The following is a 25,506-nucleotide window of genomic DNA, read 5'->3' as shown; positions in this document are numbered from 1 at the left end:
TACTTTATGAAAGCATGACGTTTGACTGTATGGTTTCCAGTTTGTTATCATTATAGATAGCATAATAGTAACCACCAATACAGGAGACGACTACTCTTTACGGGCAGTCGAATTCGATTAGTGAGGCGAGGTAGCATGGGGATATGATTCTATATCGAATCGGAGAATTAGCTAAGGCTGCTCACATCAGTGAGCGTACCATTGATTATTACACAAAACTGGGGTTAATCTCCCCAGAGTCCAGAAGCACCAAAAATTACCGACTTTACAGTCATGAAACCTTGGTCGCCTTAGAACGTATTAATCAACTAAAGCATGACAAGTATTCATTGGAAGAAATCAAGTCCATGATGAGCAAATGGAACGAGGCAACTCCTGAAACTGACGTATCTGATAAATTAGTCGAGCTCGAGCAGCATATGCAGCGGCTAGAACGTGAAGTAAAGGCACTTGAACCAATCATAAGCGGTCTGAAGCCGGGACAGGCCAGACGCGCGCTCTCTAACTTACTCCCTCAAGGAGTAGCCTGCATGGAGGCGATTCGGCTTCTATTGCTTACGCAAGGACCGCCAATGTAAATACCATATTTACAATACAGTGGAGGAATGCAGCTATGTTTATGTATCTATTAGTAATTATCGCCTTTATTTTTTCATTATGGGCCCAGTTCAGAGTTAAAGGAACATTCAGCAAGTGGTCCAAGGTCGCCAATTCAAACGGTCTGACAGGATATGAAGCTGCAAGACGTATGCTCGACGCTAACGGGCTTCACGATGTACCGATCGAGCCTGTAAGAGGTACGCTTTCTGACCATTATGATCCGATTCACAGAGTTGTACGTTTATCAGAACCTGTATATTATGAAAGTTCTATAGCAGCAGTTTCCGTCGCTTGTCACGAAGTGGGTCACGCCATTCAGCATAAAGTAAGTTATCCAATGTTAACACTACGTCACCGGATGTTCCCAGTAGTTAATTTTGCATCAGGCATAGCGCCATTCATGCTTATGGCAGGGTTCATATTCGGTTACTTTAATCTTGTAGGCCTTGGCATCATCTTCTTCTCGGCCGCTGTTGCCTTCCAGCTTGTGACACTGCCAGTTGAGTTCAACGCCAGCAACCGGGCCCGTCAAGTCATGGTAGAACAAGGTTACATTCGTAATGAAGAAGAACGCGGAGTAGCTAAAGTCTTAAACGCAGCTGCGTTAACGTATGTTGCCGCGGCACTAGTATCCTTACTCGAACTGCTTCGTTTGATTACCGTCTTCTTAGGTAACCGCGACTAATACTAAACTCAGCTTACAAAAAAGAAACCCCGGAGGGCTAAGAGCCAACCGGGGTATTATTTTGTCTAGCTTTAAAATAAGATATCAAAAAAGTCCGGAATGAACGTGCTACGAGCGGCAACTTACTGTCTGTTCGGTAAATCAAACCAACCGTCCTCGTCACAGCAGGCTCCACGACCCTTACCTGAGCCGGCTGGAGAGGATTGGTCTGATAGAACGCCATCTCCGGAAGAAGGCTTACACCCATTCCTGCCGCCACTAGACCGCGAATGGTATCAGTCTCCCCGCCTTCAAATGCAATCTGCGGTTGAAATCCTGCCTGCAAGCACGCTTGCCAAACGATTGGTCTCAGAGAATAACCTTGACTGAACAGAACAAACTTTTCCTTTTGAAGCTGTTCCAATCGGATCTCAGACTCTCCTGCCAGATGATGATTCTGCGGAAGTATTGCAAATAACTCCTCGGTCATAACAATATCCCCAGAGACATGCTCATCATTCTCCGGAAAAGGCGAAATAAATGTTAAATCCACTTCACCAGATAATACATCCTTTATCAAAGAAGGGTAAGACCCTTGCTTAAAGCGAAACTTAACATGAGGATAGTGCTGGCGGAATTCCGCAACGATTGTCGGGATAAGATGCGTGCCCAGGCTGTGAGGAAACCCAATGCGAATCTCCCCACGTTCCGGATCCAGAAATTCATGCACCTCATTAACTGAATGCTCCAATTCCTTAAGGATACTATCCACTCGCTTGCAAAAGAGCTGTCCAACCGGCGTAAGCTGCAAATTACGCCCTTTTTGCATGAACAAGTCAACTCCAAGCTCTTGCTCCAACTGATGAATCTGACGGCTTACTGCAGACTGAGCAACATGAAGTTCCTCCGCCGCTCGTGTTACATGTTCTTTTTGGGCTACCTTTAGAAAATATTGCAGCTGTCTTAGCTCCACTCCATCATCGCCCCTGTCTTAGGCTTTTATTAAATATACGAATAATAAGTCCATATAGGAAAAAGCCAGAAACCAAGCCTCCGATATGTGCAACCCAATTTACATTTGGTGTTGCAAACGACATAATAATCCCGATCATTAGCAATCCGTATAACGTCTTTCGTGAGCCTTCATCCATCATAGCCCTTTGCATAACCGCAATGTATAAAAATGCCCCATAGACGGCGTAAATCGCTCCAGAAGCACCTACCGAGACCGTACCTACCTCTAATGCTGAGCGGCTGCTGATTGCAATCGTTAGAACGTTCGCAAGAACTCCACCTACCACGTAAAGAATTGTATATCGCCACCAGCCAAGAAGACGCTCCAGAGGCGGTGCAAATACCAGCAGAGCGAAGCTATTAAAGAATAGATGGGAAAACCCATTATGTAAAAAAATAGCCGCTACATAGCGCCATAGTTCCTCTTTAAACGGACTAACATCAACAATAGCACCAAAATCAACAAGCGTTTGTATATTGGTGGATCCTCCATTGAACGTCATGAAGATAAACATTATCACGTTAGCCACAATGAGAAGACATGTTACCGGGTAATACCGCAGGTAACTTTTCCAATTTTCATACCGAATAAATATCATTACACCCATCCCTTTACATTTATATCTTGCCCCGTTGGACATCTCCCTGTAAATAAGATTATAATTTATTGTGGCAGTAAGAGCCAATATTACAATTCGAGGAGGAAAACAAGGATATGACGCAAGAAAGAACAGGCGTAGCTACTTTCAAAAGCAACCCCATCACTCTCGTAGGACCCAAGCTAACAGCTGGTGATCCCGCTCCTGATTTTGTTCTTAGTAAGAATCTACTGGAAGAAGTTTCTCTTAGTGATTATGCCGGTAAAATCAAGCTGATCAGTGTTGTCCCTTCTCTTGATACTGGTGTATGTGACGCACAGACCCGCCGGTTCAACAGCGAAGCTGCAGAGCTAGGTGACGATGTAGTTATCCTTACAGTAAGTATGGATCTACCATTCGCTCAGGCCCGCTGGTGCGGCGCTGCAGGAATCGATCGCGTAATTACACTATCCGATCACAAAGCAGCCTCATTCGGACAAGCTTATGGCATTCTAATCAAAGAATTCCGATTAGATATGCGTTCTATTTTTGTTCTGGACAAGAACAACACACTCACCTATGTTGAATATTTGAGTGAAATGACTGAGCATCCTAAATACGAAGATGCTATAGCCGCTGTGAAGAGTCTGCTCTAATTCTCTAGAACAGTAAGTTTCGACAATACTTTCTTATATTCTGAAAAAAGCGGAAGAAGGTCCATCCTTCTCCCGCTTTTTTTTGTAAATAGAAAGATTTATCGATAACATCCAGAGCAGCCCTCGTTTGCGTAAACGCATTCATACTATCCCTAAATAAGAAGGTTTTGTATGGATCTCTGAAAATTAGTCCGCTTTGTATTTTCCTAATTTTTTGTCCAAAGACGCATACAACCGCTGAATGACGCGGTAATTAGCACCCAGATCACCAAGCGATCCTCTAGATGCAGAATACATATCTACGCCACATCGTACAGGTGTGGTATTAAGCACTGAGACAGTGATATCCAGTGTACGGCCAAATGCCGTTCTCTTCTCCAGAGTAATCTCACCTACTGACTCCACTTCATGAAGCACCTTGAATCCAGGAACCTTCTTAAGCGTTGATGAAACTTCCTCCCAAGCTTTGTCTTTCGTAAGATTGTAATAACGCGTTTTTAATGTCGGATCTTTTGCGCGGTCGCTTGTTCCATCATGACTACGGAATAAACCAACCAAGGTTCTTTTTAACGACAAAATTCTTCCCCCTCTACAAATCCCAAGTTCATTATTCTAAGTGTAACACTCTTGTCTCAGGAACAAAAGGGTATTACTCACTTTCTCCTTGTTCCAGACATACAAAAAAGCGCCCGCTCCCAACTTTCACGGGAAACAGAGGCGCTTGGCCTAAACAATGGAAAACCCGCTTATGCCGTCCGGCTACAGTGTCTTCTGAACCTGCTATAGCAGGTGGGTGACCGCAGAAAACGTTTTTGAATTCCCCAGGTCATATAGACAGGGCTGTTCAGCTGCGCTTCGTGTAGATCTCCCAAGACATTATCATTGGTTCAAAACAACGAGCAACCGTAACGAACATCGCAGGATTTGTTATTATTATATTGCGTTTTAACGAAAAAGTAAACCTGTATGCGCTTTATTTTACACTGGAATTAAATTACTGACGATTTCCAACGCTCAATGCTTGCCATTATTAAATACGTTTTAAATCTTTATTCTCATTATTCTCTTCATAGTCGTCGTCATCATCATCGTCGTCATCCTCTTGATTATTCAACGCAGCTTCCGCCTCTTCTTGCTCCTTCAGTTTCTTCTGCTCCACCTGCAATTGCAATTTATTATAGGTAGCATAGAAGTTAAAGAAAGCAGCCATCGCAATCAGCGTCGGGATACAGATAATGTACAGCGCTGGATATCTCAGGCCAATATAAGCAAGAACCCCCGCTGCAATCAAAGTTGAGAACACACGAATTGGTCGTGCAATTGTCAGCAAGATCGAGTTAGTCATTACTTGCTTAAAGCTCATTTGATAATGAACAACAATAGAAAAGAAGTTAAACATGGATACCGACAAAATAATCATGAGCACTAACATCAAAATACCAACAATTCTAAAGTTAGGCATTTGTGTCATGTAAACCGTTACATCGACGTACATAATAACGAACATCAATGTATAGATAATTCCTCCGAGCATACTTTTTAGATAATTCTCTTTATACCCCTGAAAATATGTGCGAAAAGTTCCTACATCTGTATTTCCCATAACCCATTTACGTACCACGGTAAATAAAGCCGCCGAAGCAGGAAATACTGTAAATGGTGCTAGAATCCCCATAGCCCAGTTCAAAGTGAGCTGTTCATTAACTCCACCCGAACTTGTCCCTAGCATAAGTATCTTCATCAAACCAAAAAATAAAAACGGGGCGGAACATAGTGCCCATAAGATATTACTTGCTGCGATACGTGTAATCCATTCTGTGACGCGGTATAAGCCGCCCATTGCTCCTTTAAACTCCAATTCCCTTCCTCCTCTGTCTCTTGCATACTGCTTATCTTAACTATACCTCATTTGACCTCCTCTTTTCCATAGCCCAACTTTCTGAATTCTAGGTTATCGTCTATACAACAAGTCTAGAAAGTCCATATATTGGGATTGTAATCATAATAATTACCAAAATCACCACAATCTAAAGGAGGTTATTGTATGTCCTCACCTGTTGGCTACGGCGGCTGGACTTCCACCGGTACGATCCTCGTATTGTTTATCCTGCTCGTTATCATCACTCGTACTTTCGTTTAAATAAGCTGATCATTCAATAAACACCCTAATATTACAGCAAAAAGAAGACGAGAACCGCTATTCGGCATCTCGTCTTCTTTGTATCTTGATAAATCGTCACCCTAGGGTTCAGATCAAGTATTAGTTATCGAAATCTTCACGTTTTGCAGGACGTGTGCTTGTGCTGCTTGGGCGAGTAGAGGGTTTACGGTCCGCACTGCGGTTCGCTCCACCATCACGGTTAGCTGCGCTATCACGATTGCCTTTATAGCCACCGCCATAACCGCCACTGCCGCTACCATAGTTACTGCCACCGCTGTTGTAGCCACCACGACTACCGCCACCGTTGTTGTCGCGGTTTCCACGGTATCCACCAGTGCTGCCACCGGAAGTGCCACGGTTTCCGCCATAACCACCATTAGGTTTGCGGCCACTGCGAATGTCGTTCTTACCACCACGACGTTTAGCACGGATTGGATCTTCAGGAGTCAATTCAATTGTGGAATCCTTCTTATCACCAGTCAGAAGCTTCATTGCAGCTGACAGCAATTGAACGGAATCATATTGCTCAAGCAATTGAATAGAAATACCTTTGTACTCGTTCAATTCACCGCTCTCTACCATCTCAAGCAAACGTTCAGCTGTTACGCGTTGTTTACCTTCGATAGCCTCAGCCATTGTTGGCAATGGTTTGCGAGTAATACGGTGACGAGTAACGCGTTCGATCAAATGCAGGTGATCCATTTCGCGTGGAGTAACGAAAGACCAAGCTGTACCTTCTTTACCAGCACGACCAGTACGACCGATACGGTGTACATAGCTTTCTGGATCTTGCGGCAAGTCAAAGTTAATTACATGAGTAACACCGGATACGTCCAAACCACGAGCCGCTACGTCAGTAGCTACCAGCACATCAATGCTGCCATCACGGAATTTACGCATTACAGCATCACGTTGGTTCTGAGACAGGTCACCATGCAAACCATCAGCAGAGTATCCACGTTTTTGCAAAGCTTCTGCAAGCTCATCAACCCGGCGTTTCGTACGTCCGAACACGATTGCAAGCTCAGGAGATTCCATATCAATCAAACGACTAAGTGCTTCGAACTTTTGACGTTCAGGTACTTCAACATATGCTTGATCAATCAGCGGAGCACTGATTTGTTTCGGAATTACGGAGACGTGTTGCGGGTTGTTCAAGAATTGCTGAGCAAGACGTTGAATGTTTGGAGGCATTGTAGCCGAGAACAACATAGTTTGACGCTCTTCAGGAACGAGCTTGAGGATTGTCTGAATATCTTCCATAAAGCCCATATCCAGCATTTCATCTGCTTCATCCAATACAACAGTTTGAACATCATCCAAACGAATGGTTTTACGGTTGATATGGTCAAGCAAACGACCTGGTGTACCAATGATAATTTGTGGTTTCTTCTTTAGACCACGAATTTGGCGACCAATATCTTGTCCGCCATAAATTGCCAACGAACGAAGACCTTTGAAACGGCTTAGCTTACCGATTTCTTCTGATACTTGAATGGCCAACTCACGAGTTGGTGCCATAATAAGTGCCAGAATTTTTTCGTCTTCACGATTAATCTTCGAAATGAGGGGGATACCAAAAGCAGCAGTCTTACCTGTACCAGTCTGTGCTTGACCGATCAGATCCGACCCAGTCAATGCCAATGGAATTGACTGCTCCTGTATCGGTGTTGCCTCCTCAAATCCTAACTCTGTGATTGCTTGTAGCACTCTTGGCTCCAAGCCAAATTCTGCGAATGTTTTCAAATTATTCATGCTCCTTCTATACAGTGGACATTCCACATGCTTGTCTGTATTCTTAAGTAGCGGTAAACACATTTATATGCTGTCCAATCATGCTCTTTTTTCTGCATGATATAGCGCTTTTGGGACGAAAAGCCTCCCTTTCATCAGGTACTTCATTGTACCTGAGCAACTGTAGCTTTACATCCGATGCAATGCAAAAATACCATTGTAACGTTCTACTCAAGAATATCCTATACATTATATCACAACTCTAAGTAGGAATACCAGTGGGTTCCTTTCTTTTCATTGCATTCATGGTTTATTTTAAATTAATTTATAGAGGTGGATTTGCTTGTTAAGACAGATTTGGAATTGTATTGCAGTGATTTTTGGAGCAGCGTTGATTGCCAGTGGATTTAATCTTTTTCTAATCCCGCATCGCTTACTCAGTGGAGGAGTATCTGGGCTTTCCATGTTAGTGGGTTACTTTACACCAATAAACATAAGCCTTTTGTACTTGCTCTTTAATATCCCCTTGCTTGTAGCTGGTTGGTTCCAGCTTGGCCGGAGATTTATTATGCTAAGCATGTTATCCGTTGTGGCAACAACTTGGTTCTTAACGATCATTCCAGAATATTTGGTAGCCACTGATATGCTGCTGTCTTCTGTATTTGGCGGTGTACTTGTAGGTATCGGCTGTGGTTTTTCCTTCCGTGCAGGAGGTTCCTCCGGCGGTTTTGATATCCTGGGATCCATCATCACTAAATTCCGTGATTTCCCGGTTGGAAATGTGGTGGTAAGCTTAAACGGTCTCGTTATCCTTGCCGCAGCCTATTTTGATAACAACTGGAATTTAGCTCTTGCATCGATGGTATCTATATACGTAACAGGTAAGGTACTGGATATGATTCACATCAGCCATTTAAAGGTAACCGTATATATAGTAACAAATCGTACAGATGAGCTCCTTCAGCATTTAATGGGGCTTCAACGTGGTGTTACAAAGATTAAAACAGAAGGCGCTTATTCTCATGTTGAAAAGGACATGCTAATGACAGTAACAACCCGCTACGAACTTGCTGAACTGCAACGTATTATCCGCACGACAGATCCTCAAGCATTTGTAAATATTGTCGAGACAGTTGGTGTTATGGGCTCCTTCCGAAAAAGATAAAAACTGGCAATGAAAAGTATTAATTTGGAAAATGCACCAATCACAGAATTGTGATATATTATAATCACGCAGAACCCTAACAATTTCATAAAGATTGAGATTTACCCCTCTTTTTTCCAAGCACTTCGTTTTCCGATGATTACTGAATTCCATTCAGACCTATCGAAAAAGGAAAGGGTGATTTTTGTGGAAATGGAAACGGTAAAGCTGTCAGCAATCGTCATGAGGTGGTATCCTGATATGATGCCGTTTCTCAAACAGGACGAATTAAATTCCGTAATCGTTCTGCGTGACGGGCTTAGTATTCTGGAACCTGCAGATGCCATGGATATCATCCATTACAGTATCTGTGAACATCAGAATTCTGCGTATCTTCAATGAGTAAGCCGCAAGAGAAGTCTTGATAGTTGCCGCCTTAAGTTCGGCCATGTTGCCGTGTTGAGGCGGCATTTACTTTTTAACAATACGTTTAGAATCTGTGCGTCCCGGTTATATACATCAAGGATGGTTTTTCAGACCCGATCTGAGCCAACATTATTACAACACTGTTCTTTTTAGAAGCAACCGTTCCTATATAATTTAGGAAATGTACATAAAGGGAGAGAATACGAATGAACATCACCTGGGCTCTACTGATGATGGCCTTGGGAAGTGTAGGCGTGCAACAGAATCAACATGACGCTGAAGTGGCAATTGCATTGAAGTCCGCCATGAATCCCCCCATCATCGCTACGCAAAATAATAATTCAAATGGTTCAACTCCAGCTCCAAATGCTACAACAGAGACAAATGACTCACAAAGTATGTTACACGCAGATCCTCAGCCGGATGCACCGAAAGTAAAAGGTATCTATGTTACCGCATACAGCGCCGGTGGAGAACGAATGGAAAAGCTTCTTTCTTTACTTGATCAGACGGAACTAAATTCTATGGTCATCGACATTAAGGATGATGCAGGTTACATCACGTATAAAACCGATAATCCAGAACTTCAGAAACTCGGTAATCCGCAGCCATTTATTGGCGACATCAACAAACTGATGGAAAGATTGAATAAACATGATGTTTATCCTATTGCTCGAATTGTTGTCTTTAAGGACTCTATACTTGCCAAAAAGAACCCGCAATTATCCTTTGTTAATGCAGACGGCACAGTATGGAAGAATAAAGGCGGCGATAGCTTTGTTAATCCTTATAATGAAGAGGTCTGGAAGTACAATGTCGATATCGCCAAAGAAGCTGTCAAACTCGGCTTTAAAGAAATTCAATTCGACTATGTGCGCTTTCCTGAAGGTTTTGAAAAACGTGCAGACACACTTAAATACACCAAAACCAGTGATTCTCGCGTAGATATCATTTCTAATTTTGTAAAATACGCAAAAGCAGAGCTTGCTCCACTTGGTGTTCGTGTATCCGTAGATATTTTTGGATATGCTGCATCTGCCCCTGCTGAAGGAATTGGACAAGACTTCGTAAAAATATCCAAGAATGTGGATGTCATCAGCCCAATGGTTTATCCAAGTCATTATTCAACGGGCTGGTTTGGAGTAAAAGAGCCTGACTTAGATCCGTATGCTACCATTAAAGGCTCCATGGTTGATACCCATAAGAAGCTTGATCCTCTAGGCAGCTACAAACCTGTTATTCGTCCTTGGATTCAAGATTTTACAGCAAGCTGGCTCGGAAAAGGTCATTATATTAAATACGGCAAAAAACAGGTGGAAGATCAAATCCGCGCTTTAAAAGATGAAAATGTAGAGGAGTTTCTGCTCTGGAACGCCAATAACCGATATACCTCCGATGTCGATTATGAGAAATAATGTATAGCGCCCTTATTGTTTATAATTGAAATCAGGTATGATATATAAAAGATAAAGACCCGGCGTCTGCCGGGTCTTTTAATGGAGAGAAAAGGAACTTTTACTGTAATTATTACAAACCAACAAAGAATGAGGTCAAAGAACGATGATACAAACCACCTCTTTAAAACAAAAAGCAGGACAATTTTTCCATATTTTATTCCCAATTCTAGTTACACAGATTGCTTTATCCGCGATAACCTTCTTTGATACCAACATGTCCGGTAAGTTTGGCACAGCCGATCTGGCAGGTGTGGCGATAGGAACCAGTCTCTGGATTCCGATTCAAACGGGTTTAAGTGGGATTCTTATGGGGATCACCCCCATTGTCTCTCAGCTCATTGGAAGCAAGAAAGATAAGGATGTAGCCTATCAAGTCACACAGGGAATCTGGCTTTCTCTGATCGTCTCTGTAATCGTCTTACTAATCGGCAGTCTCGCCTTATCACCTATTCTTGATTTTATGAATCTGGAGCCGACTGTAAGAGATGTTGCCTTCCGCTTTCTTAGTGCGATCTCCTTCGGAATCATTCCGCTGTTTGGTTATACGGTTCTCCGCAGTTGTATAGACGCTCTTGGGCAAACACGCGTATCCATGTTGATTACACTAATAGCTCTCCCCGTCAATGTGGGTTTAAACTACTTACTGATCTTCGGGAAATTCGGATTCCCTCGATTGGGTGGCGTTGGAGCTGGAGTGGCATCAGCTATCACTTACTGGGTAATCTTTTCCGTTGCCCTGCTGTTCATTTATCGAGCTGAACCTTTTGCAAGCCTTAGAATTTTCCGGAAGTTCTACTTTATATCGCTAAAAAGCTTCAAAGATCTACTCAAGATCGGTGTACCTATTGGCTTCTCCATTTTTTTTGAAACTGCAGTTTTCTCTGCTGTAACCTTGTTGATGAGCCGGTTCGATACCGTAACGATTGCAGCTCATCAAGCAGCCATTAATTTTGCTACTACGTTATATATGATTCCGCTCAGTATCTGTATGAGCCTAACTATTCTTGTCGGCTTCGAGACAGGATCCGGAAGACAAAAGGATGCCCGTCAATATGCCATAATGGGTATTGGACTTGCGGCTATCCTCTCCCTGGCAACAGCACTCCTACTCTTGTTTGCCGGCCACCATGTAGCTGGTTTATACTCTGATGAGCCTGATGTCATTTCATTAATTCAGCATTTCTTAATCTATGCGATCTTTTTCCAGATCTCCGATGCGATTGCCACACCTACACAAGGAGCGCTTCGTGGATATAAGGATGTTAACCCAGCCTTCATTATTTGCTTTATAGCTTATTGGGTTATAGGGCTTCCTACTGGCTATGCACTTGCTACTTACACGGATCTAGGTGCATATGGTTATTGGATTGGCTTGATCACCGGCCTTGCGATTGGGGCCACATTGCTCTTGACTCGGCTTGTTAAAGTTCAACGCCGTTATGCTACACAATATGCAGACGCTCAAGCACATCATTAATAAATCAAAAGAATACAAAAAAGGAACAGTGCGAAGTTCGCAGCTGTTCCTTTTTTTGTGTGTTAATTATTGAGAAAGACGGGATGCAAGCTCGTACAACTCCACGTCAAAGTCTTTCTTAGTATTTACAACAAGATCGATATCTGTGAGGGTTAGTTCACCCTTGATGATACCGCAACCTTTATCAGACTCACCTTCAATCAGTTTACGAACGGCAAAGTCACCAAGACGGCTAGCAAGGTTCCGGTCTCCAGGGGTTGGTGTTCCTCCACGTTGAATATGTCCAAGTACAGTAACCCGTGCATCCAGAGAAGCATGACGATCTTTCAGCGCTTGGGCCACATCTTCGCCTTTACCAACACCTTCTGCAACGATGACGATACTGTGACGTTTACCTCTGACAAAGTTGTCGCGCATACGATCCGCAACTTCATTCAAGTCATATGGCATTTCTGGCACGAGAATTGTTTCTGCTCCAGAAGCCAGACCAGCATGTAGCGCGATATCTCCACAATGACGTCCCATAACTTCTACAATGGAAGAACGCTCATGGGAGGACATCGTGTCACGCAGCTTGTTAATGGCATCTACAACGACACCAACTGCTGTATCAAACCCAATGGTGTAGTCTGTGTAGGAAATATCATTATCAATAGTTCCCGGTAAAGCCATCGTCTTAATACCGAGTTTACTTAGTTTATTAGCACCTTTGTAAGAACCGTCGCCACCGATAACTACTAGGCCATCGATGCCCATTTCATTCAGAATATCCGCGCCCTTTTGTTGACCTTCTGGCTTTGTGAACTCCAGACATCTCGCAGATTGCAGGATGGTTCCCCCACGTTGAATAATGTCACCTACACTACGAAGATCCATAGGGAAGATATCGCGATTCAAAAGTCCTTGATAACCACGTTGCACACCAAAAACTTCAATACCATAATAAAGTGCGCTTCTTACAACCGCACGAACAGCGGCGTTCATACCTTGTGAATCTCCACCACTAGTCAGTACTGCAATTTTTTTGATTTTTGACATTCTGTTGTTCCTCCTTAAAGTTGTGCAATGCCCCATCCGTTGTATAGGTGAAGCTTCGCAGCCTTGTTACAAAAAACGATTGCGTATCCAGCGGCTATTAGCGAAGAAGAACAGCCTTGTAAGCGGACTTCCTCTCATTAGGCTCTTAGACACAGTGCGAACTTCCCGCTGTTCGCTAACTTTCGGATCTGATAAATAAAGTGCCAGCAACCCCTCAATCACCATACGATGCATAGATGACTCCGGAAGTTCACGTACATCCTTGCGGGCCCACTCAACCATGGAAGCGATCCGACTCAACATGGTATCCGTGTCGTCATAATAATTGCAGAAATTAAGATCACCGCCTGCTCGGTCCTCTTCCTGATCAATCAAATAATCCAGCATAATGTGCAATCCGCACACATGTGGAAAGTATGCAGCACGGATCGATTCCGAAGAAGACTTGCTTAGCTTCGGATCACATGCGGATAGAAAAAGCATGAATACGCCTAAGGTAGAGCCCGTCGCAGCCGCAAACTCGTTCCATTGCAGATGCGGAGCACGGCTACCCTGCTGCTCCCACCATTCCTTCAGGGCTGTTTCCCTGAGTTCCGGGCGGATATGCTTATATACCTGCAAATCTGTATACAGCACAGCCAAGTCACGAATCTCCGCTGCAGCAGCGGAATAACCTGGCAGCAGTGAGATCATCTCCTGGCATTTTCGAACCAGCCTATACAAGTATCCACCGTCATTCTGTTCATCACGAAGCGCATAATAATTCACAAGTTCAGCGTTTGGATCAATGGCATCCAGCATAGATTGATGCAGCAGCCTGAAATCTGCAGGATCAAGCGAAGTACTGCGATCACATAAGTTATCTAGATAATCACTGATAGTTTGATAAGCAACAATAAGCGGAATAAGTATATGTCTCATCGATAAATTGCCGGCGGCATAAATACCTCCACCTATGCAATGAAACTCTTTCGTCTCAATGCTGGCAAGTGCTTGCTTCCGGAGCTCGGGATCGGGAATCCCATTCGCATCTTGGCGCCAGAAGTGGAGACATTCTCTCACTTCAGGCAGCACGTACTTATAGACCCTGTTCATAAGCCCGATAGGGCCACGCGGGCTAAGGTTACGGCCTTGCTCTAATTCACTCAATGATAGTGCCTCCACATTGTTGTCTCCTTATCCAAATCACCACTTATTATAATATGATCAGACGTATTTGTACAAACAACAAAATCACTTTCGTAAAATTCTGAAAGATTCAGAAATAAAGCAATTCAAGAATAAAACACATAACCCTTCATTGCTTTATGCTATACTAGGCATATTTCAATTTCAGAGGAGTGCACTTTCATGTTTTCAAAACGGACCGGAAGCCCTTACAGTGATCAAAATTGGCTTCGTTCCTTTCTATTTACGATTTATGGTACCAGCGTTCTTGTAGTATCCTACTTTCCATTATTCTACACACATCTGGGGTTTAGCAGTTCTCAGGTGGGCTACTTGTATTCCCTCGGACCCCTCATCTCCATCCTATCCAATCTCTTCTGGAGTATGATGAGCGATAAGCTGGGCACCATTCGAAAAATCATGTTTATTTTACTCGCGGGACAATTAGTAACCGGACTTCTATTAGCCAGAGCGACCGAATTTTCTTCCGTTATGCTTATTTTGTCCTTTTTCTACTTCTTCTATTACCCTGTTTTTCCGCTTGCTGATACAATGGCCATCAAAATTGCGGAGCGGCACGGACGAAACTTCATTACAATTCGTGTATTTGGCTCATTGGGCTATTCTTTCTTTGCTTTAACAGTCGGTTATGCGCTTAGAGCTTTAGGTGCTACCTGGAGTCTAACCTTATGTATTATTATCATAATAATCGCGCTTCTAATTACAATTGGCCTTAAGGATGTCAAAAAACCTGTTCCAGAGCTTCCCGATCAGGAAGCAGTTACTACCAAACCTGTTAAGAAAGAGCACGGGCTTAAAGATATTCTTTTGCAAAAAGAGGTGCTGTGGTTCTTCGGCTGTGTCTTTGTACTCGCACTAGGCCATAGAATGAACGAAGCCTTTCTCACCATCAGTTTAAAGAATCTGGGTGCTGGCGAGGAAGTGATCGGCTGGGCTCTTCTTGCCTCAGCCCTAAGTGAAATCCCTGTATTATTTATACTCGGCAAATACGGCGACAAATTTAAAGAACTGCCCTTATTAATTTTAGCCAGTTTCATGTATGCCCTTCGCTTTCTACTAATGGCGCTCGCCGATCATCCAGGCTCTATAATCGCGATTCAAGCCTTGCATAGCCTGACATTTGGCGTCTTTTTTGTAACATGTGTCCGTTATATCACTCGGATTATTCCTGATCGTCTCCGAGCAACCGGTCTTGCCATCTACACAGTTGTTTGGTCAAGTGCAGCTGGACTTCTAAGTGGTACATTTGGTGGAATGATCTATCAAGAAGCTGGACGCTTCACCTTTTATATGGTAGCGGTTGGTTTCAGCCTCCTTGCCTTAGTAGGTTTTTTAGGACAACATTTATTAGATATCTATCGAGGTTCGATACGTTACTCAGAGAAAACAAACAAAAAAGCCTCACTATAATAGAACACTTCTAAACACTCAAAATATAGAAAGGTCTTTGCTGTCCCTCACTTGGGAATGCAAAGACCTTTTCTATTTAAATTGATGAATAATAGACGTAAAAAAACACAGTTCCCGAAAGAACTGTGTTCTATAGTTTGGTAACCACTCTTGCAAGGGCTTGCCAAGTAAATTATATATTTATAGCAGACAGCTAAACTGTCTTTGCCGTTTCTTATAATTTTACTACGTTTTCAGCTTGCGGTCCACGATTACCATCAGTGATATCGAATTCTACTTCTTGACCTTCGTCCAAAGTTTTGAATCCTTCACCTTGAATTGCTGAGAAGTGTACGAATACATCTTCGCCGCCTTCTACTTGAAGAAAACCATAACCTTTTTCTGCGTTAAACCATTTTACTGTACCTTTCAATTGAACAACCTCCTAAAAATAACCGCCATATATGGCGTATAACTATATTATACTGCAATCTTCTACTCAAATCAATCTGTCTAGACCTTTAAATATGTGATTTAATTTGCTTTTCCCTTCTCCTGTGCGTTATCATTGAGCCAAAAGCCAAAAATCGCCAGGGTGGTAATGATAATGATCAAAAAACATGAAATATACAAAACAGACAAATGGAATATGATGACGGTAGAAGTACAAGGACGTTATATCGTTCTTCGCGAAATCTCCGATCAATGGGGAGAAGAAACACATACCTTCCTTAGTCGTCCAGCTATGATGCAGTGGGTGAACAACCGATTCAACAAAGAATCTTATAAAGATAATGAAGAAGAGTACAAAAATATTATCGCAGCTTTCAAACAGGTATAACAGAATATGAATACAGAAAATATCGCGATTTATGTTGTCCTAGTCTTATGTCTAGGCGCAGTTCTAATTATGACCAAGGATCGTGTCCCGCCGCAATTTAAGCGGGGCATGGCCTTAACTGCTGTCATTATGATTCTGTTCGCCTTCATCTTTGTTATTTATAGCTTATTGGCATAACTTATACTTTCATATATTTTAAAGAAGACTAAACATTAATAATCAGGACTTAACAGGGCATAATAAGCCGACTCTACTTTCAAGAGGAGGACGTTATGCCTATTTCACCCAAGTCCATCCCTCTTCTACTTGTGCTCAGCTTGCTACCGGGTGATTTATCATCTACAGTATTGCCGAGGGAGATTATGCCTACTACATCTCATCATTCTAGGAGGGTTTCTATGGAACAATTATTGAAGAGAAGCGAAGTACCTGCTGAGAATCGTTGGAAGCTTGAGGATGTGTTTGCTTCTCAGAAGGATTGGGATGCAGAATATGCAGAAGCTAAATCCCTAATCAGAAAAGCTGCGGATTTTCAGGGTACACTAGATTCCGCGGATGCTCTAAAAAAATGTTTTGAGCTGGATGACAAACTGTCTATCCTAACTGAACGACTTTATGTGTATGCACATATGCGTCAAGATGAAGACACAGCTAATCCTGACTATCAAGCTTTGTCCTCCAAAGCGAAAAAGCTTGGTATTGAAGCAGGTGAAGCCTTATCTTTTGTAACCCCAGAAATTCTGGCGTTGCCTATCGAGAAGTTGGACCAGTTCATCGCCGATCCGAACCTATCCGCTTATAAATTCACCTTAACTGAAATGAAACGCGAAAAAGCCCATGTGCTTTCTAAGGCCGAAGAAGCACTGCTAGCTCAGGTAGGAAATTTAGCTCAAGCGCCTCAGAATATTTTCAGTATGCTGAACAATGCGGATCTGAAATTCCCTAAGATCAAAGATGAGGATGGCAAAGAAGTCGAGCTGACTCATGGCAACTATATCAAGTTTCTCGAAAGTAGTGACCGTGAGGTTCGCCGCAATGCTTTTAAAGCAGTCTACGATACCTACCGGAAGCAGAAGAACACTATCGCAGCAACGCTTAGCGCCAATGTGAATAAAAATGTGTTCTACTCACGGATTCGCAAGTATCCTTCTGTAATGGAAATGTCACTCTATGGTGATAACATTCCGAAAGAGGTTTACACCAACTTGATTGATACGATACACGAAAGCCTTCCATTGATGCACCGTTATATGAAACTGCGTCAGAAGCTGCTGGGTGTCGATGAGCTACATATGTATGATCTGTTTGCCCCGCTTGTTGATGAATATAAATTAGATATCACCTATGAAGAAGCCAAAAAAATCACTAAAGAGGGTCTCAAACCGCTCGGTGAAGATTATCTGAATGTGCTGCAAAAAGGCTACGACAACGGATGGATCGATGTCTATGAGAACGAGAATAAACGGTCTGGGGCTTACAGCTGGGGCCCATACGGTACGCATCCTTTCGTACTGTTGAACCATAATGATAATTTAAACAGTATGTTTACATTGGCGCATGAGATGGGCCATGCATTACACTCGTATTTTTCGGATAACGCTCTGAATTATCGTGATGCGCAATACACGATTTTCCTAGCAGAGGTTGCTTCTACTACTAACGAGGCGCTGCTAATGGATTATTTACTCAAAAAGTCTACAGATCCTAAAGAAAAAATGTATTTGCTCACCTACTATGCTGATCAGTTCCGGACAACGATCTTCCGGCAGACAATGTTCGCGGAGTTCGAGAAAATCATTCATCAGCGTGTGGAAGAAGGCGAATCGCTTACTCCACAAGATCTTTCAAGCATCTACTATGACCTGAATGTTAAATACTATGGTAAAGAAATGGTTGTAGATCAGGATATCGAGATGGAATGGGCGCGGATTCCGCATTTCTATAACAGCTTCTATGTTTATAAATACGCAACCGGCTTCTCAGCAGCGACTAGCTTTGCCAAACAAATTCTTGAAGAAGGTAAACCTGCGGTAGATCGTTACCTCGGCTTCCTGAAGAGTGGCGGCAGTGACTACTCCATTAATATTCTGTCTAAAGCTGGTGTTGATATGTCTTCTCCTGAGCCGATTCGCGAAGCGATGAGTGTCTTCGAAGATGTTATCGCTCAAATGGAACAGTTGACCAAATAAGGCAGAGAGTTTAGTATTGCATTAATCCCTTGCCCAATTTGGGCAAGGGATTTTATTCTGTTATATCCCCTGAGGAGGAAGAATTCAATGAGAATTCAATGGTCTTTAATTGCAGGTCTAATCTTTGCGCTGCTAACAGCCATATTTGCAGTCATCAACGTGGATCCCGTTCAAGTCAATTTCGGTTTTGATGTAGTTAATATACCGCTGATCCTAGTTATTCTGGGCTGCGCGTTAATTGGTGGAATCATCGTGGGTTCTTACGGTATTTTTCGCCAGTACAAACTACAAAAACAAATTAAAAGCCTAACTGCAGAGCTAACCAAACTTCGTGATGCCGACACTTCTTTAGATTCTTTTAACACAGACAATGATGGCCTAACAGGAGGACTTAACTAATGATTACCATTCAACCAAACGAAGATTACATACTTTCAATCCTAAAAAAATTGCTTGATACACCGAGCCCCAGCGGCTTCACAGCACAAGTCATGAATCTTGTAGCAGAAGAAGCGGCAGCATTGAATGTACCACTAAGCTGGAATGAAAAAGGCGGCGTAATTCTAACCGTCCCAGGCCTTGATCCTTCCCGTACAATCGGCATCAGCGCTCACGTAGATACCCTTGGAGGCATGGTTCGCTCCATTACATCTAATGGTACTCTGCGACTGACCTCTGTTGGCGGCTTCACTATGCATAGCATCGAGAATGAATACTGCGTAATCCATACCCGCAGCGGCAGAACCTATACTGGAACCATTTTAACCAGCCACCCATCCGTTCACGTATATCCAGATGCTCGTGAATTCAAACGTTCAGAGGAAAACATGGAAGTACGGATCGATGAGCTTGTATCCACCAAAGAGGATGTACTCAAGCTTGGCATTTCCGTTGGTGACTTCATTTCCTTCGATGCACGTGCTGTGATTACACCTAGCGGGTATATTAAATCCCGTCATCTGGATGATAAGGCGAGCGTTGCAGCCCTACTTGGACTGTTGGAAAGTATGAAGCGTGAAGGCTGGAAACCGCTCCATAACCTTTCCTTCCTCATCTCGAACTATGAAGAAGTAGGACACGGCACAGCTTGGATTCCTGGTGAGATTAATGAAATGATCGCAGTCGATATGGGCGCCATGGGCGACGATCTTAGCTGTAAAGAAACCGATGTGTCCATCTGTGCAAAAGATTCTTCCGGCCCTTACGATTATGTTATGACTGGCCGTTTGATTGAGCTGGCAGAAGCACTCGCGATTCCTTATGCCGTTGATATCTATCCAATGTACGGCTCCGACGCATCCGCTGCCCTTCGAGGTGGTAATAATATTCGTGCTGCACTGATCGGCCCAGGTGTGCATGCCTCCCACTCCATGGAACGTACACATAAGCAAGCTGTAGTAAACACTGCTAAGCTTCTCGCTGCTTATGTGGGTACTAACTGAGTCTAGCACTGGCAAGTTAAAGCAGCTCTGGCGACGTAGACAATGGCTGATTGTCTCACTCCTGCTGCTCTTGATAGCAGCAGCCATACTATCAATGTTCCTGTTATCCAGAAATCATAAGGAAGATCCCTTTGACGGTCTTCCTCACACTTACACCTATTTAGAGACCGTGAGTCCAGAAAATGTACAACTCTATATGATGTCACTTTCGCCAGAAGATGTTCAACTCAGAGCCGCTGGTGCCCCCCTTCAGCAAGTGATTGCATATGGGATTAATGGAGGCTTCTTCTATGGAGATGCACTTCTATCTATTGCTATCATGAATGATATCCCTATTAACGGGGTTAAAAAGGCGTACGGTTCCGGCTGGTTTAACGCTAAATATGCACGCGGAACCCTAGTCTGGGATGGTGCCAGTCAGAGCTTATCCGTACAGGTTGTCTCTTCGGGAGAAGAGTTGAACGTTTCGGATCGCCAGCATTATTTTGCACAAGGTGGTATTAGTATGAATCTGAAGCATGAGGATCTCTGGCAAGCTGCGATCGCCGAAGAACATCTTCCTTATGCTGATGAGAAACGAATGCGCTCAGGCATGTTGTATGACGATAATGGCAAGCTGTGGCTGATTGTTACACCAACGCTCTCGACGGCAGCAGAGTTCCGCTCAGCCATCCTACAGAGCGTTCCTGCTAAAGGCCTCGAAGGGATCTTCCTAGATGGAGATGGCTCTTCTCAGATGAATGCTGATGAGATCATCTTACCTGGCGACTCTCGTGCTGTAGTGCAAATGATCGCGGTGGACGGAACAAAATAAAATATGGTGAGGCAGCCCCCGCCATAAAAAAACAGAGTAGGCATTCTCCAATAAACTGGAGAACCCTACTCTGTTTTTTTTATTAGCATTCGCAGATTCAATCCCAGACTTGCTCCAGCTTATCTGAGTAATATGAAATGGCCTTACTATAACTTCTTATTCCTTCATCCCCTGAGGTTTCAGCCAGCAATTTAAGCAACATCCCCATAGCCAGACTATGATCTCCGAGATTGTGCAAGGTCATTGCAAGGAACACCGGAAATTCCTTATTCTCTGGGTACTCGTGAATGGCCTGTTCCAATATTGCTTTGGAATTCTCATATTCTCCGAGTGTCCGGAAGGTACTGCCCAGTCCCAATAGAGCGCCGACCCTCTGCTCCGAAGGTAAGCCTAGTGTTAAGCTTTTCTCATAAAAGGGTACCGCCTCGCGTTCTAAACCAAGGACATCATGCGTCCATGCCAATTGATACAGAAGTTCTGCATCATTACTATTCTGCTCATATAGCTCTAACAGCATCACTCTAGCTTCTTCAGCTTTACCTTCATTTCGCAGGGCTACAGCTTCTATAAGTTGATCCTCCAAACTGAGCCCTCCTTTATTGTCACACAAGGACAATCCGTTTTAAGCCTTACCAGCGATTTTCTCTGCAAGCTCATTCAGATAGGTCCAGCGCTCCATTAGACGCTCCAGCTCGGCTTCGGCAAGCCGCTGCTCTTCCACTAGCTCCTGCAGTCTCCCAGAGTCAGCAAATGCAACCTCCATCTCCGCACTAATATCCGTCAAGCGTTGCTCTGCAAGCTCGATTTGCTCGTCAATCCCCTCATATTCACGCTGTTCCTTAAAGCTGAATTTGAGTTTGGTCTTGGGAGCTGAGGATGCCGCAGTGTTATTGACTGTATCCGTAGGCTCTTTACGCTTTGCATTTCCGTCATCTTTATTTGATTCTGCATTGCGTGAAGAAACATTTTTGGCCAGCCATTCTTCATATTCCGTATAATCGCCAACATGAATCCGGATATCACCATTTTCAAAAGCGATCAGCTTATCTATAGTCCGATCCAGGAAATAACGGTCATGAGATACTGTAAAGACGACACCCGGGAATTCATCCAGATAGTCTTCTAAAACAGCCAACGTACCGATATCCAAGTCGTTCGTAGGCTCATCCAACAGCAATACGTTTGGTGCTCCCATCAAGACACGAAGTAGATACAGGCGTCTTTTTTCGCCACCTGACAGTTTGGAAATCGGCGTCCATTGCATCGCAGGAGGGAACAAGAAGCGTTCGAGCATTTGGCCTGCTGTAATGACGCTACCATCAGCTGTACGAATGACCTCCGCTTCTTCCTTCACATATTCAATGGCTCGCATGCTGTCGTCCATATCCTGATGTTCTTGCGTAAAGTAACCCAACTTAACCGTCGCGCCAAGCTGAACCTCTCCCTTATCCGGCTGCAGCTTACCTGCAATCAGATTCAGAAGTGTTGATTTACCACTGCCATTCGGGCCTACAATCCCTACCCGATCTTGTGGTACAGCAATATAGGTCAGATCTTTAATCAGCTGTCGACCATCCAGCGATTTCGACAGTTCATTGATTTCAATGATTTTACGACCCAATCGTGTCGAAGCCACAGAAATATCGAGCGAACCGTTCGAACTGCTTCCTGTACTTTCCTTCAGCTTCTCAAAACGGTCGATTCTTGCCTTTTGTTTCGTTGAACGTGCTTTAGCTCCACGACGAATCCAAGCAAGCTCCGTACGAAGCAGGTTCTTACGTTTTTGCTCTGCAGAGGCTTCACGCTCTTCACGGTCGGCTTTCAGCTCTAGAAAACGGGAATAGTTGGCCTCATAACGGTATAACTGCCCTCCGTCCAGCTCTAGCATGACACTTGCGACACGCTCCAGGAAGTAACGATCATGCGTTACCATTAAGAGGGCTCCGCGCCGTTTCTGTAAGTATTGCTCTAACCAAGCTACAGAGTCCGTATCAATATGGTTCGTAGGCTCATCCAAAATAAGAAGCTCAGATGGCGTAATCAGGGCAGCCGCAAGTGCTACACGTTTACGTTGACCACCAGACAGCGTATCCATTAGCGCATCGAACTTCACTATGCCCAGCTTAGTAAGCACGCTTTTAGCTTCACTCTCTAAATGCCAAGTACCTGCAGCATCGATAGCTTGCCCAATACGCACCAGTTTGCCTTCCAGTTCTGCATTGCCCGGCTCTTTTTCAAGGCGAGACATGGTCTCCATATACTCACGCATGGTAGCAAGATCTGGATCATCTCCGGCAAAGACCTGTTGCAGTACGGTGTTTGTCGGCTCATAAGGAGGGTTCTGTGCCAAATATTGTACTCGTACATTATTTCCAATCGCAATTTGCCCACCATCTGGGGTATCCAGACCGGCAATAATACGTAAAAATGTTGATTTACCCGTTCCATTCACACCGATCAAGCCAATTTTATCCCGATCATCCATACCAAATGAAGCATCACTAAAGAGTACTTTCTCTCCATAACTTTTGGAAAGATGTTCCACGGTCATAATATTCATGCTATTTCCTCGCTTGCCTTATATTTTCATAAAACCGGTAGCCGCTCTAGACTGCTATTCCACCGGTCTATCATCCTGACCTAAATTCAAGTAATCCATGGCCCCTTTAATAAAAAGACCCGCAGCGAAACCGGCGCGTTTATATGCATCCTCTTCCTTAAAAGACGGATCGAACAAAATATCCATCTTTAGTCGATCCAACATCCCTATGTAGGACTGCGCCATAAGCTCAGGCTCGGACGCTCCGCCCTCCAGCAATACCTTCACTACTGCCTGCATATATTCTTCCATGAAAAGCGTCATATACGCCACAAGCTCTGGGTTATTGTTAGGTGCGCGAAAAAAAAGCTTCGTGTGTCGTTTACGTTCAAAATAATAATAAAGATGATGTTTGGCTATAATCGACAGTTTACCCGCCAAAGTATCACTTGCCTTCAGCTTTTCCTGCAACTGCTGGAGGAATCCCTCACAATCCCGGCGCGTTACCGCCATGAACAATTCTTCCTTACTCTTGAAGTATAAATAAACGGTGCCCTTAGCAATCCCAGCCTGCTCCGCAATTTCCGACATCTTCGTTTCGTAAAATCCGCCTGAACCGAAGAGCTCGTATGCGGCATCCAGAATGGCCGTATGTTTATGATTGGACGTGCTGCTCATCGGTTCCTCCTTTAAATCATTATCCCTAGCAATAGGGCCATTGCCCCTCCGGCGATAGAGCTAACAGCATTGACTGCATCATTGCTCATCCACTTCCAGCCACGTGCATGTTCAACTTTCTTACCGCAGTGGTGTGTACTTTCCACTTCGCGGCCGCATACCGTGCAACGATTCATCTGCTGCACGGTTGCCCCTAGAATAGAATCCGTGAACGCACCCACAAGTCCTCCAGCGAGTCCAGCCAATGTAAGCAACAGGAAGGATTGATCCGGCATGCCGGATATCATCCGCAGCAGCCATGAGGAAGCACCAATAAGCGCGCCTCCTGCGGCTGCAGCTAGCGTACCCAGACTGGATACGCCACCCGAGGCACCTGCCGGAAGTATTTTACCTGTCAGCACAGACCGAGGCGGCTTTTTGCTGAGTGTACCAATCTCCGTAGCCCATGTATCGGAAGTTACCGTTGCCATAACACCGATAAATAAAAATTCCCAAAGATCCATCGGAACAATCGCATTTAGTAGAACGAAAACCATCCCAAGCCCACCATTAGCAAAGACCTGCCCAGCATCTCGGCGGCCTGTCTTGGCATAAGTCAGTTCAAGCTCTGCCTTATTGTCATGATGAAGCTTAGAAAGGAGGCTTGATGAGATGAAAAAAACCAACAATATTCCGAACCAAAAGGCATTTCCGGCACCAAAATAAATGGTTCCCATAGCTACCGCGGCAAGCATGCCGGAGAGGCTTAAGGATTGTTTCCTATAAGCCGCTCCCGCAACTAACAAAGCGCCAAGTGCGCCAATAATCCATAGCATAGATTCATCTCCAACAGATGTTTTTAGCCGATCAGGCAAGTCCCCATCAGCTTGTCACCCCAGTACAATTCAAACGAATCTCCAGATACGGTAGGGCCTACGCCTGCTGGTGTTCCCGTGAATATCACATCGTCTTTACCCAGCCCGTAACGCGCAGCGATAAAATCGACTATTTTTTGGAGCGAAAAGATCATGTTCTTGACATTGCCTCGCTGAACTTCAACACCATTTTTCAAAACCGTGAAATCCGTTCCCTCCAGCTCTTCCTTGTCAGGAAACGCAATGTATGGTGTGAGCGGAGCAGCGTTCTTAAAGCCTTTAGCCGGTGTCCAAGGCAGACCTTTCTTTTGCAGGTCATTATGCACATCACGCAGAGTGAAATCCAGTCCCAGGGCCATAACATCCACCAGATCCTCCACGCTTATACCCGGTACATAATCACGGGCGATACGCAGTACAAGCTCTCCTTCATAATGAACCTGGCCTGAATCTTTTGGAAGCTGAATGACTGCCTTATCGAGGGAAACCGCCGCATGTGAGGGCTTCAAAAAAATGAGTGGCTCCACGGGGATATTATTCCCTAATTCCTCCGCGTGTAGCTTGTAGTTCCGTCCAACACAATATAAATTATTAACAGCAGCGCACACAGACAATCAGCTCTC

28 protein-coding genes and 1 other RNA gene are annotated in these 25,506 nt (G+C 44.0%); 15 read left to right on the top strand and 14 right to left on the bottom strand.

What is annotated here, in order from left to right:
* Positions 1 to 143 precede the first annotated feature (143 nt).
* Together ACN6MV_RS10660 and ACN6MV_RS10655 are read left to right on the top strand one after the other, a co-directional pair.
* Complete coding sequence (locus ACN6MV_RS10660; protein WP_042126326.1) at positions 144 to 578, top strand: MerR family transcriptional regulator; 435 nt, start codon at positions 144 to 146, stop codon at positions 576 to 578.
* 35 nt (positions 579 to 613) lie between these two features.
* Complete coding sequence (locus ACN6MV_RS10655; protein WP_375102548.1) at positions 614 to 1,285, top strand: zinc metallopeptidase; 672 nt, start codon at positions 614 to 616, stop codon at positions 1,283 to 1,285.
* 37 nt (positions 1,286 to 1,322) lie between these two features.
* Here ACN6MV_RS10655 and ACN6MV_RS10650 read toward each other — a convergent pair whose 3' ends face one another.
* Positions 1,323 to 2,237, bottom strand: a complete 915-nt coding sequence (locus ACN6MV_RS10650; RefSeq protein ID WP_042126322.1) for a LysR family transcriptional regulator — start codon at positions 2,235 to 2,237, stop codon at positions 1,323 to 1,325.
* Positions 2,238 to 2,241: 4 nt separating this feature from the next.
* Positions 2,242 to 2,877, bottom strand: coding sequence for a rhomboid family intramembrane serine protease (locus ACN6MV_RS10645; RefSeq protein ID WP_419886314.1), 636 nt, complete (start codon positions 2,875 to 2,877; stop codon positions 2,242 to 2,244).
* A gap of 116 nt (positions 2,878 to 2,993) precedes the next feature.
* On the opposite strand from ACN6MV_RS10645, the gene tpx reads away from it, so the two are divergent.
* Positions 2,994 to 3,512, top strand: coding sequence for a thiol peroxidase (gene tpx / locus ACN6MV_RS10640; protein WP_419886313.1), 519 nt, complete (start codon positions 2,994 to 2,996; stop codon positions 3,510 to 3,512).
* A gap of 186 nt (positions 3,513 to 3,698) precedes the next feature.
* On the opposite strand, the gene ACN6MV_RS10635 is transcribed toward tpx, so the two are convergent.
* From ACN6MV_RS10635 to ACN6MV_RS10625, 3 genes are all read right to left on the bottom strand, one after another.
* Positions 3,699 to 4,088, bottom strand: a complete 390-nt coding sequence (locus ACN6MV_RS10635; protein WP_036689295.1) for a DUF1499 domain-containing protein — start codon at positions 4,086 to 4,088, stop codon at positions 3,699 to 3,701.
* A 159-nt stretch (positions 4,089 to 4,247) separates the two neighbouring features.
* Positions 4,248 to 4,439, bottom strand: a non-coding RNA gene (gene ssrS, locus ACN6MV_RS10630) — 6S RNA.
* Between the two features lie 103 nt (positions 4,440 to 4,542).
* Positions 4,543 to 5,370 (bottom strand): YesL family protein, encoded by an 828-nt coding sequence (locus tag ACN6MV_RS10625; RefSeq protein ID WP_042126318.1) that lies wholly within the window; start codon positions 5,368 to 5,370, stop codon positions 4,543 to 4,545.
* Positions 5,371 to 5,556: 186 nt separating this feature from the next.
* On the opposite strand from ACN6MV_RS10625, the gene ACN6MV_RS10620 reads away from it, so the two are divergent.
* Entirely contained in the window at positions 5,557 to 5,652 is a 96-nt protein-coding gene (locus ACN6MV_RS10620; RefSeq protein ID WP_042126316.1) for a hypothetical protein, read from the top strand.
* 120 nt (positions 5,653 to 5,772) lie between these two features.
* On the opposite strand, the gene ACN6MV_RS10615 is transcribed toward ACN6MV_RS10620, so the two are convergent.
* Positions 5,773 to 7,419 (bottom strand): DEAD/DEAH box helicase, encoded by a 1,647-nt coding sequence (locus tag ACN6MV_RS10615; RefSeq protein WP_042126314.1) that lies wholly within the window; start codon positions 7,417 to 7,419, stop codon positions 5,773 to 5,775.
* Positions 7,420 to 7,750: 331 nt separating this feature from the next.
* On the opposite strand from ACN6MV_RS10615, the gene ACN6MV_RS10610 reads away from it, so the two are divergent.
* The 4 genes from ACN6MV_RS10610 (at position 7,751) to ACN6MV_RS10595 (ending at position 11,911) form a co-directional block, all read left to right on the top strand.
* Positions 7,751 to 8,572: a YitT family protein gene (locus tag ACN6MV_RS10610; protein ID WP_042126312.1), complete on the top strand. Its 822-nt coding sequence runs from the start codon at positions 7,751 to 7,753 to the stop codon at positions 8,570 to 8,572.
* Positions 8,573 to 8,764: 192 nt separating this feature from the next.
* Positions 8,765 to 8,953, top strand: a complete 189-nt coding sequence (locus ACN6MV_RS10605) for a hypothetical protein (RefSeq protein WP_036689649.1) — start codon at positions 8,765 to 8,767, stop codon at positions 8,951 to 8,953.
* Positions 8,954 to 9,183: 230 nt separating this feature from the next.
* Complete coding sequence (locus ACN6MV_RS10600; protein WP_042126310.1) at positions 9,184 to 10,392, top strand: putative glycoside hydrolase; 1,209 nt, start codon at positions 9,184 to 9,186, stop codon at positions 10,390 to 10,392.
* A 145-nt stretch (positions 10,393 to 10,537) separates the two neighbouring features.
* The gene (locus ACN6MV_RS10595; protein WP_076119717.1) at positions 10,538 to 11,911 is read left to right on the top strand and encodes an MATE family efflux transporter; all 1,374 of its coding nucleotides are present in this window, start codon (positions 10,538 to 10,540) and stop codon (positions 11,909 to 11,911) included.
* Between the two features lie 66 nt (positions 11,912 to 11,977).
* Here the strand turns inward: ACN6MV_RS10595 and pfkA are convergent, their stop codons facing one another.
* A complete protein-coding gene (gene pfkA, locus ACN6MV_RS10590; protein ID WP_042126307.1) occupies positions 11,978 to 12,949 on the bottom strand; it encodes a 6-phosphofructokinase in 972 nt (323 codons plus the stop codon).
* Between the two features lie 66 nt (positions 12,950 to 13,015).
* The gene (locus ACN6MV_RS10585) at positions 13,016 to 14,098 is read right to left on the bottom strand and encodes a tetraprenyl-beta-curcumene synthase family protein (RefSeq protein WP_419886312.1); all 1,083 of its coding nucleotides are present in this window, start codon (positions 14,096 to 14,098) and stop codon (positions 13,016 to 13,018) included.
* 201 nt (positions 14,099 to 14,299) lie between these two features.
* Between ACN6MV_RS10585 and ACN6MV_RS10580 the strand changes: the two genes are divergently transcribed.
* Positions 14,300 to 15,547: an MFS transporter gene (locus tag ACN6MV_RS10580; RefSeq protein ID WP_076119718.1), complete on the top strand. Its 1,248-nt coding sequence runs from the start codon at positions 14,300 to 14,302 to the stop codon at positions 15,545 to 15,547.
* Between the two features lie 214 nt (positions 15,548 to 15,761).
* Here the strand turns inward: ACN6MV_RS10580 and ACN6MV_RS10575 are convergent, their stop codons facing one another.
* Positions 15,762 to 15,959, bottom strand: a complete 198-nt coding sequence (locus ACN6MV_RS10575) for a cold shock domain-containing protein (protein ID WP_042126303.1) — start codon at positions 15,957 to 15,959, stop codon at positions 15,762 to 15,764.
* 174 nt (positions 15,960 to 16,133) lie between these two features.
* On the opposite strand from ACN6MV_RS10575, the gene ACN6MV_RS10570 reads away from it, so the two are divergent.
* From ACN6MV_RS10570 to ACN6MV_RS10545, 6 genes are all read left to right on the top strand, one after another.
* The gene (locus ACN6MV_RS10570) at positions 16,134 to 16,367 is read left to right on the top strand and encodes a hypothetical protein (RefSeq protein ID WP_036689271.1); all 234 of its coding nucleotides are present in this window, start codon (positions 16,134 to 16,136) and stop codon (positions 16,365 to 16,367) included.
* Positions 16,368 to 16,373: 6 nt separating this feature from the next.
* Positions 16,374 to 16,544, top strand: a complete 171-nt coding sequence (locus ACN6MV_RS10565; RefSeq protein ID WP_167348490.1) for a hypothetical protein — start codon at positions 16,374 to 16,376, stop codon at positions 16,542 to 16,544.
* A gap of 221 nt (positions 16,545 to 16,765) precedes the next feature.
* Complete coding sequence (gene pepF, locus ACN6MV_RS10560; protein ID WP_419886311.1) at positions 16,766 to 18,556, top strand: oligoendopeptidase F; 1,791 nt, start codon at positions 16,766 to 16,768, stop codon at positions 18,554 to 18,556.
* A gap of 87 nt (positions 18,557 to 18,643) precedes the next feature.
* Positions 18,644 to 18,955 carry a LapA family protein gene (locus ACN6MV_RS10555; protein WP_042126298.1) on the top strand — a complete coding sequence of 104 codons (312 nt, stop codon included), beginning with the start codon at positions 18,644 to 18,646 and terminating at the stop codon, positions 18,953 to 18,955.
* Positions 18,956 to 18,957: 2 nt separating this feature from the next.
* Positions 18,958 to 19,998: a M42 family metallopeptidase gene (locus ACN6MV_RS10550; RefSeq protein ID WP_076119727.1), complete on the top strand. Its 1,041-nt coding sequence runs from the start codon at positions 18,958 to 18,960 to the stop codon at positions 19,996 to 19,998.
* Positions 19,982 to 20,812 carry a hypothetical protein gene (locus ACN6MV_RS10545; protein WP_419886310.1) on the top strand — a complete coding sequence of 277 codons (831 nt, stop codon included), beginning with the start codon at positions 19,982 to 19,984 and terminating at the stop codon, positions 20,810 to 20,812. The genes ACN6MV_RS10550 and ACN6MV_RS10545 overlap by 17 nt, the downstream gene beginning before the upstream one ends.
* 97 nt (positions 20,813 to 20,909) lie before the next feature.
* Here ACN6MV_RS10545 and ACN6MV_RS10540 read toward each other — a convergent pair whose 3' ends face one another.
* Genes ACN6MV_RS10540 through ACN6MV_RS10520 form a run of 5 tightly spaced genes read right to left on the bottom strand, consistent with a single transcriptional unit; the run spans position 20,910 to position 25,491 of the window.
* Positions 20,910 to 21,395, bottom strand: a complete 486-nt coding sequence (locus tag ACN6MV_RS10540; protein WP_042126293.1) for a tetratricopeptide repeat protein — start codon at positions 21,393 to 21,395, stop codon at positions 20,910 to 20,912.
* 39 nt (positions 21,396 to 21,434) lie between these two features.
* The gene (locus tag ACN6MV_RS10535; RefSeq protein ID WP_419886309.1) at positions 21,435 to 23,372 is read right to left on the bottom strand and encodes an ABC-F family ATP-binding cassette domain-containing protein; all 1,938 of its coding nucleotides are present in this window, start codon (positions 23,370 to 23,372) and stop codon (positions 21,435 to 21,437) included.
* Between the two features lie 54 nt (positions 23,373 to 23,426).
* Positions 23,427 to 24,029 (bottom strand): TetR/AcrR family transcriptional regulator, encoded by a 603-nt coding sequence (locus ACN6MV_RS10530; RefSeq protein ID WP_042126289.1) that lies wholly within the window; start codon positions 24,027 to 24,029, stop codon positions 23,427 to 23,429.
* Between the two features lie 11 nt (positions 24,030 to 24,040).
* Positions 24,041 to 24,844, bottom strand: a complete 804-nt coding sequence (locus ACN6MV_RS10525; protein WP_076121861.1) for a DUF92 domain-containing protein — start codon at positions 24,842 to 24,844, stop codon at positions 24,041 to 24,043.
* Positions 24,845 to 24,867: 23 nt separating this feature from the next.
* Positions 24,868 to 25,491, bottom strand: coding sequence for a fumarylacetoacetate hydrolase family protein (locus ACN6MV_RS10520; protein ID WP_419886742.1), 624 nt, complete (start codon positions 25,489 to 25,491; stop codon positions 24,868 to 24,870).
* Between the last annotated feature and the right edge of the window lie 15 nt (positions 25,492 to 25,506).

This window comes from Paenibacillus sp. B-A-8 (assembly GCF_048572915.1).
Taxonomy (GTDB): Bacteria; Bacillota; Bacilli; order Paenibacillales; family Paenibacillaceae; genus Paenibacillus_AQ.
Note: the sequence above shows the minus strand (reverse complement) of the source record. Positions and strands in the feature narration are given on the sequence as shown.